At 56.4% G+C, this 14,517-nt stretch carries 13 protein-coding genes; 9 read left to right on the top strand and 4 right to left on the bottom strand.

Annotated elements, in window-relative coordinates:
- The first annotated feature begins 129 nt into the window (after nucleotides 1-129).
- Nucleotides 130-2,517: an MASE1 domain-containing protein gene (locus HY282_12690; GenBank protein ID MBI3804607.1), complete on the top strand. Its 2,388-nt coding sequence runs from the start codon at nucleotides 130-132 to the stop codon at nucleotides 2,515-2,517.
- A gap of 107 nt (nucleotides 2,518-2,624) precedes the next feature.
- Entirely contained in the window at nucleotides 2,625-3,116 is a 492-nt protein-coding gene (locus HY282_12685) for a GNAT family N-acetyltransferase (protein ID MBI3804606.1), read from the top strand.
- Here HY282_12685 and HY282_12680 read toward each other — a convergent pair.
- From HY282_12680 to HY282_12665, 4 genes are all read right to left on the bottom strand, one after another.
- A complete protein-coding gene (locus HY282_12680) occupies nucleotides 3,076-3,879 on the bottom strand; it encodes an HAD-IIA family hydrolase (GenBank protein ID MBI3804605.1) in 804 nt (267 codons plus the stop codon). The two genes, HY282_12685 and HY282_12680, sit on opposite strands and share 41 nt — an antisense overlap.
- 11 nt (nucleotides 3,880-3,890) lie before the next feature.
- Nucleotides 3,891-4,688: a bifunctional hydroxymethylpyrimidine kinase/phosphomethylpyrimidine kinase gene (thiD, locus tag HY282_12675; protein ID MBI3804604.1), complete on the bottom strand. Its 798-nt coding sequence runs from the start codon at nucleotides 4,686-4,688 to the stop codon at nucleotides 3,891-3,893.
- A 26-nt stretch (nucleotides 4,689-4,714) separates the two neighbouring features.
- Nucleotides 4,715-5,380 carry a thiaminase II gene (tenA, locus tag HY282_12670; GenBank protein ID MBI3804603.1) on the bottom strand — a complete coding sequence of 222 codons (666 nt, stop codon included), beginning with the start codon at nucleotides 5,378-5,380 and terminating at the stop codon, nucleotides 4,715-4,717.
- A gap of 687 nt (nucleotides 5,381-6,067) precedes the next feature.
- On the bottom strand, nucleotides 6,068-6,826 hold the full coding sequence (locus tag HY282_12665; protein ID MBI3804602.1) for a class I SAM-dependent methyltransferase: 759 nt from the start codon (nucleotides 6,824-6,826) through the stop codon (nucleotides 6,068-6,070).
- 236 nt (nucleotides 6,827-7,062) lie between these two features.
- Here HY282_12665 and HY282_12660 point away from each other — a divergent pair, with 236 nt between their 5' ends.
- From HY282_12660 to HY282_12630, 7 genes are all read left to right on the top strand, one after another.
- A complete protein-coding gene (locus HY282_12660) occupies nucleotides 7,063-7,620 on the top strand; it encodes a DUF488 domain-containing protein (GenBank protein MBI3804601.1) in 558 nt (185 codons plus the stop codon).
- A gap of 100 nt (nucleotides 7,621-7,720) precedes the next feature.
- Nucleotides 7,721-8,044: a co-chaperone GroES gene (locus tag HY282_12655; GenBank protein MBI3804600.1), complete on the top strand. Its 324-nt coding sequence runs from the start codon at nucleotides 7,721-7,723 to the stop codon at nucleotides 8,042-8,044.
- 804 nt (nucleotides 8,045-8,848) lie between these two features.
- Nucleotides 8,849-10,030: a c-type cytochrome gene (locus HY282_12650; protein ID MBI3804599.1), complete on the top strand. Its 1,182-nt coding sequence runs from the start codon at nucleotides 8,849-8,851 to the stop codon at nucleotides 10,028-10,030.
- A 78-nt stretch (nucleotides 10,031-10,108) separates the two neighbouring features.
- Complete coding sequence (locus tag HY282_12645; protein MBI3804598.1) at nucleotides 10,109-10,639, top strand: cytochrome c; 531 nt, start codon at nucleotides 10,109-10,111, stop codon at nucleotides 10,637-10,639.
- A 316-nt stretch (nucleotides 10,640-10,955) separates the two neighbouring features.
- The gene (locus tag HY282_12640) at nucleotides 10,956-12,512 is read left to right on the top strand and encodes a monovalent cation/H+ antiporter subunit D family protein (GenBank protein MBI3804597.1); all 1,557 of its coding nucleotides are present in this window, start codon (nucleotides 10,956-10,958) and stop codon (nucleotides 12,510-12,512) included.
- Nucleotides 12,513-12,622: 110 nt separating this feature from the next.
- Complete coding sequence (locus tag HY282_12635) at nucleotides 12,623-12,877, top strand: hypothetical protein (GenBank protein ID MBI3804596.1); 255 nt, start codon at nucleotides 12,623-12,625, stop codon at nucleotides 12,875-12,877.
- Nucleotides 12,870-14,378: a Na(+)/H(+) antiporter subunit D gene (locus HY282_12630; GenBank protein MBI3804595.1), complete on the top strand. Its 1,509-nt coding sequence runs from the start codon at nucleotides 12,870-12,872 to the stop codon at nucleotides 14,376-14,378. Before HY282_12635 ends, HY282_12630 begins: the two co-directional genes overlap by 8 nt.
- Nucleotides 14,379-14,517 lie beyond the last annotated feature (139 nt).

Raw genomic sequence — 14,517 nt, 5'->3', positions numbered from 1 at the left:
GATTGTTTCGGGTTGAAAGAGGTCCAGGCCGGGATAAAGATTGAATCTCGGAAATGGTGTGCTATGATAATCGCCTGACCCGTTGGCGTGCCTCGTTCTCCGCACTTCCGAATCTGTCGGCAGACGAAAATGAAAAAAGATTTTCCCTCACATTTTGTGACGATTCCCCTCTTCATCGCTGTCTACTTCCTCTCCGGCAGACTCGGCCTCTCTTTGGCGTTTTTCAACGCCAGCGCGACGGCGGTCTGGCCGCCCGCGGGGCTTTCACTCGCCGCGCTTCTGTTTTTTGGATTCCGGCTCTGGCCCGGTGTATTCATCGGCGCCTTCCTGGTGAATCTGGCGACGGCGGGGGCGACCGCCACCTCTCTCGGCATCGCAGTCGGAAATACGCTGGAAGCGGTCGTCGGGGCCTGGTTGGTCCGGTTTTTCGCGAACGGTTGCCACGCGTTCGATCGGCCGACCGATATTTTTAAGTACGTTCTCGCGACGGCCGTCAGCACCGCGATCAGCGCCTCCTTCGGTGTCACCAGCCTCCTGCTCGGCGGCGTGGCACGCGGGGGGGAGTTGGGGCTGATCGGGTTGACCTGGTGGCTGGGCGATATGGTGAGCGACCTGACGGTGGCTCCTTTCCTCCTGATCTGGGGAGCGCGGCCGTTTCCTCGCTTGACCCTTCGCAAAGGGCTCGAAGCGACGTTGCTCCTCCTCTTTGTTTTTGTCATCGAGCAGATCGTTTTCGGCGGATGGTTTCCCTCCAACACCAAAAATTATCCGTTCGAATACCTCGTGGTCCCTTTCCTTCTCTGGGTCGCTTTCCGCATGGGACGGCGGGGGGCGGCCGCGGTGACCCTGCTGATGTCGGCCGTTGCGATGCGCGGAACTCTTCGCGGGTTTGGCCCTTTTTTCACCGGTGATCTAAATGAGTCGCTTCTGCTGCTCCAAGCGTTCATAGGGACGATGACCCTGACCATTTTAGTGTTGGCCTCGGTGATCTCGCAGCGGCGGCGGACGGAGGAGGCGCTCTCGGTCTCGGAAGAGCGCTTCGCGAAGGCATTCCGGTCGAGTCCCGACGCGCAGTCGATCACCCGGCAGTCGGATGGCGCGTTCATCGAGGTGAATGACGCCTGGGTCGGTCTCTTCGGATACCGCCGCGACGAGACCCTCGGCCGCACGACGCTGGACTTGGATCTCTACGTCGATCCCAAACAGCGAGAGGAGGCCCTCTTGCTGCTGGAGAAGGGGGGAAGCCTACGCAATTTGGAGGTGGCGGTCCGCCGCCGGTCGGGGGAGGTGCGCCAGATCCAACTCTCTCTGGAAAAGGTGGCGCTGCAGGGGGAGCCGTGTCTCTTGACGACCCTTCGAGATGTAACCGAGCAGAAGAAGGCGGAGTCGGCGTTGCGCGAGAGTGAGGACCGGCTGCGGCTGGCGGTTGAGTCGACGGGGCTCGGAACGTGGGATTACAACCCGGTCACCGGCGCGTTGGCGTGGTCGGTTCGATGTAAAGAGATTTTCGGTCTGCCGCCGGAGGCGGAGGTCGATTTTTCCCTCTTCTTGCAGCAGGTTCACCCGGACGACCGGGAGCGGGTGCGCGAGGCGGTCGACCGTGCAATCGATCCGGCGAGCGGGGGGAGATACTCGATCGAATTCCGGACGGTCCCGCTCCAGGGAGGCCAGCCCCGCTGGCTGGCGGCCCGCGGACAGGTTTTCTTTGATTCTGCGGATCGGCCGGTCCGCTTCATTGGAACGGTGCTCGACATTACCGACCAAAAACATTCCGAGGAGGAGTTGAAGCAAAAAACAGACGAGGCCGAAGCGGCGAGCCGGGTGAAGTCGCAGCTGATTTCCAATGTATCCCATGAGCTGAGAACCCCGTTGAACAGCGTCCTCGGCTACACCGATCTTCTGCTGGATGGGACTTATGGCGTGATTGACGGGAAGCAGCGGTCGGCGCTCGAAGGGGTACGCGGGAATGCGGGAGAGCTGCTCGATCTAATCAATCAAATTCTCGATTTCTCCAAAGTCGAGTCGGGGAAAGTCTCGCTCGAGATCGGTGAGGTGGAGATCGCTCCGATCGCACGAGAGGTGGTCGCGGGGATGTGGCCGCTGATCGCCCGGAAATCGTTCTCCACCGACCTAGACCTGCCTCCCGACCTTCCGGTGATCGAATCGGATCCGCAGAAGATCCGGCAGATCCTCTCCAACCTGCTCTCAAACGCGATCAAATTTACCGAAGAGGGAGAGATTCGAATCGCGGTTCGGAATTTCCCGGAAAGAGGAGGGGTCGAAATGACGGTGGAAGACACCGGCATCGGCATTCCGTCCAAGGAGCTGCCGCGCATCTTCGATGCCTTTCACCAGGCCGACGCCACCGCCACGCGGGAGTTCGGCGGGACCGGCCTGGGGCTCACCATCGTCAGGGACCTGGTCGGTCTTTTGAGGGGAGAGGTTCATGTGACGAGTGAGATCGGGAAAGGATCGCGCTTCTCCGTTTACCTTCCCTATCGATTTCATCTGAAATAATTTTCCCGCTTGATGCGCGGGGTGAAGTATGGAACAATGGCATCGCCTTGCGAGACTTTGGTTTTCTCCCTCTTGGTATTTCATGTTACTAAACGAATGAGGAATCGATGCCTTGGACGCCCCCTCCGCTCAAAACAGAACACCTTTATCTGGTCGGTCCCGACGATGCCGTGCAGCCGGCCTTCGCCTGGAACGGCCGCGACGCCGCGGCGCAGGCGCTGCCGGGTCTTCCGAGCAACTGGAAAATCCACCTTGCTGAGAGCGATCAGCCGATCGGAACGATCGGCTATATCCGCTGGGAGCGGGAGGCGCGCAGCGCGGAAGTCGGATTCATCTTGATGAATATCTATACCGGCCGCGGCTACATGACCGAAGCGTGCCGCGCGGTCGTCGGTTTTGGATTCGAGGGGATGGGTTTGGACCGGGTGGAAGCAAAGTCGCTTCCGAACAACCTTGCTTCGATCCGTGTCTTGGAAAAAGTCGGGATGACGTGTGAGGGACGGTTTCAAGGGCGGCTCTCGTCGAAGGGGCCGCTGGTCGACCTCGATCTTTTCTCGATCAAGAAAGCGGCGTGGCAATCTGCGCAAGGTTCTCGATAATATAATCGGGATGGATCGGGCTTCGCTCCGCCTCGGTCCGTGAGGTGCAGCCGGAGAGGACCAGAATCGTCGCAAGCCCGGCGCGCCGGCCGCCCAAAATGTCCGAGTCGAGCCGGTCGCCGATCATCGCGGTTCTCCCCCCCGGTGGGAAGAGGCCGAGCGCGATCTCAAAGACCGCCTTCTCCGGCTTTCCGACGACGACCGGCGCCACGCCGGTGGCATACTCAATGGCGGCGACGATCGGCCCGGTGCCGGGCCAGAGCCCGTCAGGCATCGGAAAAGTGGCATCTCGGTTCGTCGCAATAAAGGTCGCCCCGCGTTGGATGGCGAGGGCGGCGATCTTTAGCTCCGGATACGAGAACGCTTCGTGTCCTCCCACCACGACGATCCGCGCCCCAACCCCCTCCGCTCCTTCCAGCACGCATCCTCCCACCGATTCAATCTCCGATCGGAGGCCGTCGCTCCCGACGACGAAGACCGGTTCCGAGAGGCGTCCTTCCTTCTGTAGATAGAGCGCGGCGGCGCGTCCGGAGGTCAAAAACTCAGTCGGCTCGGCGGGGATGTCGAGGCGGCGGAGTTTTTGCGCATAGACGTCGGCGGTGTGCCGGGGGTCGTTCGTAATGAAGCGCCGTTTCTTTCCGGCGGCATGCAAAGCATTCAGCGTCTCGGCGGCGCGGGGGGTCGGCCGGTCGCCGATATAGACCACCCCGTCGAGATCGATCAGAAAGTGATCGAAGCGGTCAATTAACCGTAGCGGGGTCATAGGGAGTGCCGTCATACGGTTCGGGACGGGAGGAAGTAGAAATGATCGGTCGGTCCCTGTCCATGGCCGATGGCGAGGCCGTGGCGGATCGCCTCGGTGACATAGCCTTTCGCCTCCCGGATCGCCTCTTTGAGCGGCTTCCCCTGTCCGAGGCGTGCGGCGATGGCGGCGGAGTAGGTGCAGCCGGTTCCATGGGTGTGCTGCGAGTCGATAAACTCGGTTCGATAGAGGGTGGTCTCCTTCCCGTCGAAGAGGAGGTCACATCCCCGCTCTTCCAACAGGTGTCCTCCCTTGATCAGAACGGCACGGCAGCCGAGCGGATGGATCTTACGTGCGGCGGCCTCCGCGTCGGAGAGGGTTCGGATCTTCATCCCGGTCAACAGTTCGGCCTCGTGGATGTTCGGCGTCACCAGCGCCGCCAGCGGAAACAGATCGGTCCGCATCAGTGTGATCGCGTCCGGTTTCAGGAGCGGATAGCCGCTTTTGGAGACCATGACCGGATCGACGACGAGGTTCGGGGCGCCGACTTCTTTGAGCAGAAGCGCCACCCGCTTGACGATCGCTTTAGAGGAGAGCATCCCGGTCTTGACGGCGGCGACGGTGAAATCATCGAAGATCGCCCGGATCTGCGCCTCTACCACCCTGAGCGGAAGGTCAAACGCGGTCGTCACGGTGCGGGTGTTTTGCGCCGTGATCGAGGTGAGGACCGACATCGCGAACGCGCCGTTCGCCTGGATCGCTTTGATGTCGGCTTGGATGCCGGCCCCGCCGCCGGAGTCGGAGCCGGCAATCGTCAGGATCTGCGCGATTGAGGAGGCCGGTTTATCGGCATCGGCTATACCGGCCATCGCTCTTCCTTCCAGGCCATCTCCCAGAACATCCACTCATACCGGGAGCTGATCACAAAGTGGCTCTCCATCCGGAGCTTCTCATCGGTGCCGGCCCCTTTGGCCCATAGATCGACCTTCTCGCACATCCAATGGGCGACCTCGGCGAATTCCGGAGAAGAATAAAGAGCGAGCCAATTTTTATAGGGATGCCGATCGGGCGGGGGTCCCTCTTTCGTTAAACGCCGTCCGACCTCGACATAAATCCACGCGCAGGGGAGGGCGACCGCCGTCGTTTCGGCGAGGGTGCCGGTGGCGGCGACCTGGAGCATGTGGCGGGTGTAAGCATAGTTGGTCGGGGCCATCGGAAAGGCGGCCATCTCGCCCTCGGTCATCTTCCAGCGCTTGCCGTATTCTTTGTGAAGCCCCCGTTCGACTTGCAGCGTTTCGGCGGCGAGCTGCGTGAATTTCTCCATCGTTTCGGCATCGGGGCTTTTCTGGCCGGCCGACGAGAAGATCTTCGCCAGTTCGAACAGAAAGAGCGCATCTTGAATGATATAAAACCGGAATTTCTGCTCCGGCAGGGAGCCATCGCCGAGGGCCTCTACAAAGGGATGTTTTAGCTGCGCATCCCAGATCGGCTGCGCGATTTTTCTTAGATGTCGGCTGAACATGCTTCCTCCTTACAAAAGACTGGGTAATGAGAAAGATATTTTAAAAGAAGCGACGTTTTATTGCAACTGAACAAGAAGGGGAGAGAGGCCGTGTTAAGATCGATTTGATGGGATCAAGGGCGATGGAATGGGGGCTTTGGTCCAAGACCCACCTGCCTTAAGGTCGTGGGGTTTCACCCCACCCCCACCGTGGGGGCCGACTGCCCGGCCCCCTCCGGCCTCCCCGTGCAGCGGGGGGGCTCCCCCCCTGCTCCCCCCCACGGTCACAACTTGCACCACGCGCGGGAGGGCACCGCGGATGGTGCTTCGACAGGTGACCTGATTCGGTAGGTGAACCGTCTGATATAAAACGCAGCAGAGTGGGGGGGCGTAGTACGCCCTTGCCGCGCAGTCGCTTACGATCTTTATTTCAAAAGCCCCGGGGGAAGCCCCGCTGGCTGGGGAAGCCTTGGGTGTGGGGTAGGGCGCACCTGGTGTGAAGATCGGAGACCAACCTTCTTCTCCCAGCGCCGCTCCCACAGAATATCAACGTGGCAAGACGGCCCCACGGTGGGGGGTGGGGTGAAACCCCACGACCTTCGGCTGTGAGACGCGAGACAAAGCCCAAACAGTGTTTTCACATGAACGAGCAGACGACGAGAGCGAAAACGTCGGTGAGAAATTGGATGAAAATAAGGAGCGGATTCGTTATTTGTGGGGTTTGGCGGTGATGAACCAGTCCCAGAGACGGGGCTGGTCGTGGAAATGCTCGAAGCCGCCGATCTGGCCGCCCCAGGGGTAGAGGACCTTTTTGATCCGGATATTCTTGAAGCCCGACTTCTTGAGTCGATGCTTGATCTCGAACTCATAGAAAAATTTTTGTTTGAGGCCGTGGTCGTCGTAAATCCCGCTGATGAAATCGAACTTCCGGCGCTCCAAAATGCGCTTGGCGGCGGAGAGCGCTTTTTCTTCATCGCCGATTTTTTCGATTTCCCGATCAAAGATTAACGCCCCTTGATAGAGGATCACCTCCATTGAGGGGAAAATCGCCATGAGGACCCCCTCCGGCAGGAGCGCTTTTTGGATCTCCGACAAGATGGTGTCGATGCTTTTGGAGGAGGGGAAAAGGATGGAGTTGACCGCGACGGCGATATCAAATTGATTATAAAAGGGGGAGAGGTCGGTCAACGAGGAGCGATGAAAGGAGATGTTCTTGGCCTGCGTCCGCTTTCGGGCCGCCTCCAACATTTTCGGGGAGAAATCGACCGCCGCGACCTGACCGAAATGCTGCGATAAAAACGGCAGGAGCGGGCCGGTGCCGCAGCCGAGGTCGGCGACCCGTTTCCCCGCTTTGGCGGGAAGGGCGAGGATCTCTTCAAAGAGAGGATTAACGACCCCTTCTTGAAAGGGGGAGATGATCTCCTCGTTATACCGGCCTGCAATTTGATCCCAGTCTCTGATGTCCATGCGCCCCTGCGTTTATGTCCTCTTTGAAAATATAACATATATCCTACCGGTATGGGGGGGCGGCTGGACGCTCGACCGAAATAGTATTTCTTGTAGGGATAAGAATAAAGAGTGGGAGTCGTCGCAAGCGCGGTCCGCGGTCCGATCGAGGACGCGCCACGAAGCGGACGATTGTATTCCCGGCTTGGAACGAGATAAAATTCGGAAGGGCCGCTCGACCGTAGGAGGAGATCGCCTTGGATGAGAAAGAGAGGGAGACGCTCTACACCCTTGGACATTCGACCCGGACGGAGGAGGCGTTTCTGGCGCTTTTGACCCGGTATCAAATTCAGCTCTTGGTTGATGTTCGAACCGTGCCGCGGTCGCGGCGCGTTCCACAATTTAATCGGGAGCATCTTCACGCCCGCTTGCCGACGCAGGGGGTCGCCTACCTTCATCATCCGGCGCTCGGCGGTCTCCGAAAAGGCCGCGATTCGGATCGGTCCAATCAAGGTTGGCGAAACGCCAGTTTTCGCGGCTATGCCGATTATATGCAGACGGAAGCGTTTCGAGAGGGGATCGACCTTCTCTTGTCCGAGTGCCGAGGGAAAAAAACCGCCTTGATGTGTGCCGAGGCCGTTCCTTGGAAGTGTCATCGCTCTCTCATCTCGGATGCGCTGGTGGTGCGAGGGGTCACAGTCTGCCATATCCTCTCCCTCACCGATACCAAAGTACATCAGATCACCCCCTTTGCCAAGGTGGAAGGGGCCCGCATTACCTATCCTGGATCGGAGGAGCAGCCGTCCCTTTTCTAGAATCGACGCGAACTTGATCTTTCGGATCAGATCGATTATTTATAAGAGGCGTTCAAGAGGCTGATCATTGATTAGACATTAAGACAAAGAGGAGGAGAAGATGAAGGTAAAACCGTTGCAAGATTGGGTTGTCGTTCAGCCGGATGAAGCGATGGAGAAAACGGCCGGAGGAATCATCGTCCCCGATGCGGCCCGGGAAGCCCCCGAGAGTGGAAAGGTGATCGCGGTCGGAGAGGGTAAATATATTGAGGAGAAAGATACAAAAGGGAAAATGAAGGAGAAGAAGTTCGTCAAAACAACCGTCAAGCCGGGCGAACACATTCTCTACGAAAAATATGCGGCGCGCCGGATTGAGATCGACCGCGACGAAATCGTTCTGGTCCGGGAGCAGGATGTCCTCGGTTATCTCGCCGATTCCAAATAAGGAACGGCCGGTTCCTTTCTTACACTGTGACTCTGCTTGCCTGAAATTCTCCCCAAGGGTTTAAATTTTAAATAAGGAATGGCCGGGAATAAGACCGGCCATTCCTACGCACCCCGCTTAATCGCATCGCATTTTCTCGTTTACATGTTTCGGCATGGCTCGCGGTATCGTACCGCCTGGAGTAAGGTTTTGCACAAAAGCTCTTCTATCGATGAGGAGACCGCTGCTCATTCGAAATCGTGCGAAATCGTGCAAAGCCGCGCAAAGCCGCGCAGAGAAACTCCCACCGATGTACATCGAAGCGCGTTGTATGGGTCGGTTCGATCCCATCTCGAAAACCCCTCTGGGTCCTGTTGCTTGATCGAGATCGCGCTGCCGTTTTGTGATGGGACCAAACGCGTAGAACAAGTTGACTTTTGGGAGAAAAAGGCCATAAAAGTATTGACAAGCCTGGGAATGTATGCTATAAGTGCAAATCTTTCAAAAGAATTCGCATCTTGTGTGTCTTTGAGAAGTGTGTATCCTGTTCGATTTTGGGTCGGCGCTGGACGATTCTGTTCGGTAAAACACTGGTCTTATCCTGAAATTTTTTAAGTATAACGTTTAAGTTTCTAGAAGGCCAAGGGGTATCTCCATTAGACATGGAGCCGGATTGTTTTCTTCTCTATCGGTTGGATACAGCTTCTCTCCTTTCCATACCGAAAATTCAGCAACATCAGTCTCCCTGTCTTCCATCTCTCCCTCTTTATGTCGATGTCCGGGGATGGTTTTGGCACTTCATTATCCAGTGATAAGGGGATAAGATTGTTTAATAAAAGAGCGGTTCTTTTAGCAAGCCTCCTTTCTTTCCTTTTTTTTGCCGCTTCTCTCTCTGAGGCGGCTCCCGCAAAAAATATAAAAAAAGAATCCCCTGCTCCGTCTGCTCCTTCGTTCCAGGCAAAGGGGAACGCTGCAGAAGGGAAGCGTGTTTTTAAGCATTACTGTGCCGTCTGTCATGGCCTTTCCGCAAAGGGAAACGGCGTCAACGCAGACAACCTCGATCCACACCCTTCCGATTTGACCAGCGAAGAAGTCCAGGGCCTTTCCGACAATGAAATATATGAAGTCATAGAAAAGGGGGGCGGGGCAGTGGAACTCTCCGTCTCGATGCCTCCTTGGGGAAAGACCCTCTCCGGTGATCATATTCGCGACCTCATCGCCTATATCCGCACCTTAAATAAAAAGGGCTCCGCGGAGTCTTCCAGGGAGGTTCGTGTCTCCGATCTGCGGCGGGAAGGGAAGGCCGAGTGCCAGGTCTGCCATATCAAACAGGGGCAGCATCCGACGCTGGCGCCGAACCTCGGCCATGAGGGAACCAAGTTAAATCGGGAGTGGCTCTCGAAATTCCTGAAAGATCCGGGACGGATTCGTCCCGTCGGCTATGTTCCGCTGACAAAAACAAAGATGCCCAATTTTCAGTTAAGCGACGAAGAAGTGGCCGCCCTGACCACCTTCTTGATGACACAAAAAGACGATGGGATTTCCGCTTCCCCGTTGTCCGGGGCGAATCTTTCAGACCCGGCCGAAGTAGAAAAAGGAAAACGGCTTTTTACCGACAAATATGCCTGCGATGCTTGCCACAAGACCGCCAACGCGGGGGCGGGGGGTGTCGTCGGCCCCGATCTCTCAGAAGCGGCCAAGCGGCTGCGGCCGGAATGGGTCTTTTATTGGCTGAAAAATCCGCAGGCGATTCGGCCCGATGTGAACATGCCGAACTTCGGGATTCCCGACCCGGAGATCCGCTCGCTCATCGCTTACATCTACAGTGTCGGCGGAGGGATGTCCCAGGTCGCGACCGTCTCTGAGCCGGCTCCGGCCCGCCCCGATCTGGTGGCGAAGGGAGAAAAATTAGTCAAAGATAAAAATTGTGTTGCATGTCACACGCTTGATCGCTTTAATAGTCAAGATAAGAAACAAGAGAAAGGGACCGCCGGGCCACATTCTTAGGACATTCATGCGGCGGCTCTTTCATCCAGCTGAAACGAGGAGTTCTGGGTAGATCTCATACATCAACGAGAGGAAAAGATGACGAAACGCGAATTCCGCTTTTTTCTTTTGAGTTTGGTTGCCGTTGCTGTTCTGGTCGCTCCGGCGTTTGTCGCCGCGGCCGATGATGAGGAAGACAAGCCGTTGAAGCCGGTTCCGAAGGTCTATGCCGACAAGCATATGCCGAAGGGCTGGTGGACCGATCCGAAGATCATAGAGGAAGGGAAAAAGCTTTTTGAGACCGCCACCCTCGAGTTTGAATACAAGGGAAAGAAAGAAGAGGTTAAGGAAGGCTGTTCTACCTGTCACGCCATTGATAAAGAAAAAGATCGGCCCAAACAGCGGGGCGCCCGCGACTTTCGCGTCGGCAAGAAGATAAACGAATATTCGGACAGCTACTGGTTCTGGAGGGTTTCGGAAGGGGTTTCCAAGACGAAGATGCCGGCATGGAAAGAAAAGTTGACCGAGGAGCAACGCTGGAAGATCATCGCCTACGAACATACCTGGTCCCATGGAAACAAGCCGGAGTCGCACGAGCATAAGGAGATCAAAGTATCGGTTGAGCCATAAACGGTCGCGGTAGAAGAAGTGATTCTTTGACTGATAATAGAGGATAAGAAGTATCGCCTGGGTCCGTTACGCTCGGACGCCTCTCTACCCAAAAGGGGTCGATCGTGCCCCTCATGGAGGGATGGAGTGTCTCCTGGCGAGAGGAGGACCGCTTTACGGGTCGGTATCTCTATCAGCTGTCTCGATCCAAGTGTCTCTATCGCTCTCTATGTAAGGATGACGGATCGAAGCAGCGGAAAAGCTGGAAAAACGGTAAGACTAAGGTAAAGCTGGGGTAGATCAAGGGTTGCCGGGGTAGCGTAAGGAGGTTTCCGCCATGGAAATTGAATCGATCAAGCCCTTGTTGGCCGTGGCCATCTCTTTGGTGGGGGCGCTGCTCATTATTGCAACCCGTAAGGACCCGAACCTCCGGGAAGGGTGTTCCCTCGTTACGGCGGTCTTAAAGTTCTTCATTGTCCTCACCATGATTCCGGCGGTCCTCGCGGGGAACAAGCTTCATTATAACCTCTTCTCCCTCTTCCCCGGCGTCTCCATTGAATTTCGGGTCGATGCGCTGGGGCTTCTCTTTGCAACCACCGCTTCCTTTTTGTGGATTCTGACCACTATTTACTCCATCGGCTACATGCGCTCGCTCAACGAGCATTCCCAGACCCGCTACTATACCTGTTTTGCCCTTACACTCTCCGCCACCCTCGGGGTCGCCTTCTCAGCCAATTTGGTGACCCTTTTTGTTTTTTATGAGCTCATCACCTTCGTGACCTATCCGTTGGTCACCCATCACGGCACGAAGGAAGCGTACGCGGCAGGAAACAAATATCTCTTCTATCTCTTGGCGACGACCAAAGCGTTCTTTGTCACCGCCACGTTCTTGACCTACAATCTCTCCGACACCTTCACGTTTAAGGCCGGCGGCGTCTTTCCCCCCGGCGTCGGTAGTACGGTTCTGATCATCACCTTTTTTCTCTTTTTGGCGGGACTGAGCAAGGCGGCGATCATGCCCTTTCATGGCTGGCTTCCCTCCGCCATGGTGGCCCCCACGCCGGTGAGCGCGCTCCTCCATGCGGTGGCGGTCGTGAACACCGGGGTCTTCTGCATCCTCCGAATTATTTTTAATATCTTCGGTGTGGAGCTGATGAAGTCGTTGAACCTCGGGGTCATGACCGGCTTCGTCGTCTCATTTACGATCGTCATGGCATCAATCTATGCCCTCACAAAAGACAACCTCAAAGCGCGATTGGCCTATTCTACCGTGAGCCAGCTCTCTTACATGATCTTAGGGGGGGCTCTTTTGACGCCGAGCGGGATGACCGGCGGAATTATGCACATCGCCAACCATGCCTTTGCAAAGATCACCCTCTTCTTTTGCGCGGGGTCGATTTATGTCGCCTCGCGGAAGACCAATATTTCTGAAATGGCGGGGATCGGGCGGAAGATGCCCTGGACGATGACCGCGTTTGCCCTTGCCACGCTCAGCATGATCGGGGTCCCTCCCGTCTCCGGCTTTTTGACGAAATGGTATCTGATGACCGGCTCGATGGAGGCGCAAGAGCTCCCTTTCATTTTTGTGCTGTTGGCCAGCTCTCTTTTAAATGCCGGCTATTTCCTCCCGGTGGTTCACAAGGCCTTTTTTGAAGGGGCGCCGGAGACGGCGGAGGAGGTTCAAAAAGGACTTCATCCGGTCCCGCAGAGCCTCGGGGCGGCCGCAGCCCAAGATCACGACCCCCATTCACACGGTGCCCACGCGTTCACCGGGCCGATCCGAGAGCCTTCTTACTTCTTGGTGGTCCCTTTGCTGCTCTGTGCCGTGGTTTCGGTGCTCTTGGGAATTTACCCGGACTTTTTATTGGACCTGATTAAACTCGTGATTCGATGAATTTGCAGACGAATAAATTGCGTTCCGGCGCCCCTTCCAACCCGATCGAGAATCGGTCGAAAAGAGCGATCGCACCGAGTCCGCTTCCCGTTCAGCAAGATCGACGGGGCATCTCTTTCGGGAGAGATTTCGGCACGCCGGAGCAGATTCAAAAGATCACGATCCCGCTATACGGCGTGCTCGGTACTCTGGTATTGATCGATTTTTTAGTCCCCCGAGAACATGCCGTCTTTATCGGGGATTCGATCCCCGGTTTCAGCGCCCTCTATGCCTTGATCGCCACGCTGCTGATTATCTTCGTCTCCAAATTTCTGGGGCGCGGGTTGATGAAGTCAGAGGATTACTATGGAGGACGTTATGATTGAGTGGATTCATCCCACCGCCCTCTTCTTCCTCGCTGCGGTTCTTCTTCTTTTCGTCAAAGGAAAAGCAAAGCAGGCGATCCTTCTCGGCGCGCCGGCGCTCGGTTTCCTCTCTCTTCTGATCGTCTCGGAAGGAAATCATGGCACGATGTCCTTCATGGGACAGCAGTTGATCTTCGGGCGGGTCGACCGTCTCAGTCTCGTCTTCGGTTATGTTTTTACCCTCATCACCTTTATCGGGATGGTCTACGCCCTTCATCTGAAGGATGAAAGGGAGCAGATTGTTGCGTTCATTTATGCCGGAAGCGCCTTGGGGGTGACCTTTGCCGGGGACCTCTTTACCCTCTTTTTGTTTTGGGAGATCATGGCGTTTTCTTCGGTCTTTCTGATCCTCTTCGGCGGGTTTAAGTCGTCGAGCGCGGCCGGAATGCGCTATCTGTTGGTCCATATCGCCGGTGGACTTTGTCTCTTGGGAGGCATTGTCATCTACGCGGCGGGCGGCGGCGGAATTGCCTTCAACGCGTTTCCCCACGAAGGCTTGGGGCCGACCCTGATCCTCATTGGATTCCTTTTGAATGCGGCGGTGCCGCCGCTCCATGCATGGCTGGCCGACGCATATCCGGAAGCGACCATCGCAGGAATTGTTTTCTTGAGCGCGTTTACCACCAAGACCGCGGTCTATGTTTTGGTGCGGGGCTTTCCCGGAACAAAGATTTTGATCGCGCTTGGGGTGACGATGACCCTGTATGGGGTGATCTATGCGATGCTCGAGAACAACATCCGAAGATTGCTCGCCTACCATATCATCAGCCAGGTCGGTTTCATGGTCGCCGCGGTTGGAATCGGAACGGAACTCGCCCTCAATGGCGCCGTGGCCCACGCCTATGCGCATATTATTTATAAAGGGCTGTTGATGATGGGGATGAGCTCGGTCGTTTTTATGACCGGAAAACGGAAGGCCTCCGAGCTCGGGGGGCTTTATCGGACAATGCCGCTGACCTTCATCCTTTTCATGATCGGCGGGTTCTCCATCTCCGGGGTGCCGTTGCTCTCCGGATTCATCAGCAAATCGATGGTGATTACCGCCGCTTCGGTCGAGCCGAATCTGACCTGGGCCTATTTGCTCCTGACGCTCGCCTCCGCCGGAACGTTTCTCTCGACCACGCTCAAGCTTCCCTACGCCGTGTTTTTGGGAGAGGACAAGAAGATCCCGGCGGCCGATCCTCCTAAAAATATGATCTTTGCGATGGGGTTGGCCGCCTCTCTCTGTATTTTATTCGGCGTGTGGCCGGGCCTGCTCTATCGGCTCCTTCCTTTTCCGGTGGAGTACCATCCCTATACCTTGGAACATCTGGTCGGCTCTTTACAGCTCCTCTGCGCGACCGCTTTGGGATTCGTCTTTTTCTTGAGCAAATTCCATTTGGAAAACAAGATCAGCCTGGACACCGATTGGTTTTATCGAAAAGGGACGGCCGCTTTCCTCTGGCTGACCAAGCGTTTTTAACTTTAAAGAGGTTTTAAACAGGCCGTTCATGAATCCGCATACCGACCAGACCAGCTCCACCCATAAGGAAGGATCGATTCCTAAAAAAGGGACCGATCACAGCGGAAGACAGGCGTCAAACCACGCTGGGGATCAGAAG

This window comes from Candidatus Manganitrophaceae bacterium (genome assembly GCA_016200325.1).
Taxonomy (GTDB): domain Bacteria; phylum Nitrospirota; class Nitrospiria; order SBBL01; family Manganitrophaceae; genus Manganitrophus.
The sequence above is the reverse complement of the archived record's forward strand: the minus strand, read 5'-3'. Positions and strand labels throughout refer to the sequence as shown.

Bases quoted from the DNA above. Each gene is read 5' to 3' on its own strand.
- HY282_12690 (MBI3804607.1), top strand. From the start codon at position 130: ATGAAAAAAGATTTTCCCTCACATTTTGTGACGATTCCCCTCTTCATC.
- HY282_12685 (MBI3804606.1), top strand. From the start codon at position 2,625: ATGCCTTGGACGCCCCCTCCGCTCAAAACAGAACACCTTTATCTGGTC.
- HY282_12680 (MBI3804605.1), bottom strand. From the start codon at position 3,879: ATGACCCCGCTACGGTTAATTGACCGCTTCGATCACTTTCTGATCGAT.
- tenA (MBI3804603.1), bottom strand. From the start codon at position 5,380: ATGTTCAGCCGACATCTAAGAAAAATCGCGCAGCCGATCTGGGATGCG.
- HY282_12665 (MBI3804602.1), bottom strand. From the start codon at position 6,826: ATGGACATCAGAGACTGGGATCAAATTGCAGGCCGGTATAACGAGGAG.
- HY282_12655 (MBI3804600.1), top strand. From the start codon at position 7,721: ATGAAGGTAAAACCGTTGCAAGATTGGGTTGTCGTTCAGCCGGATGAA.
- HY282_12645 (MBI3804598.1), top strand. From the start codon at position 10,109: ATGACGAAACGCGAATTCCGCTTTTTTCTTTTGAGTTTGGTTGCCGTT.
- HY282_12640 (MBI3804597.1), top strand. From the start codon at position 10,956: ATGGAAATTGAATCGATCAAGCCCTTGTTGGCCGTGGCCATCTCTTTG.
- HY282_12630 (MBI3804595.1), top strand. From the start codon at position 12,870: ATGATTGAGTGGATTCATCCCACCGCCCTCTTCTTCCTCGCTGCGGTT.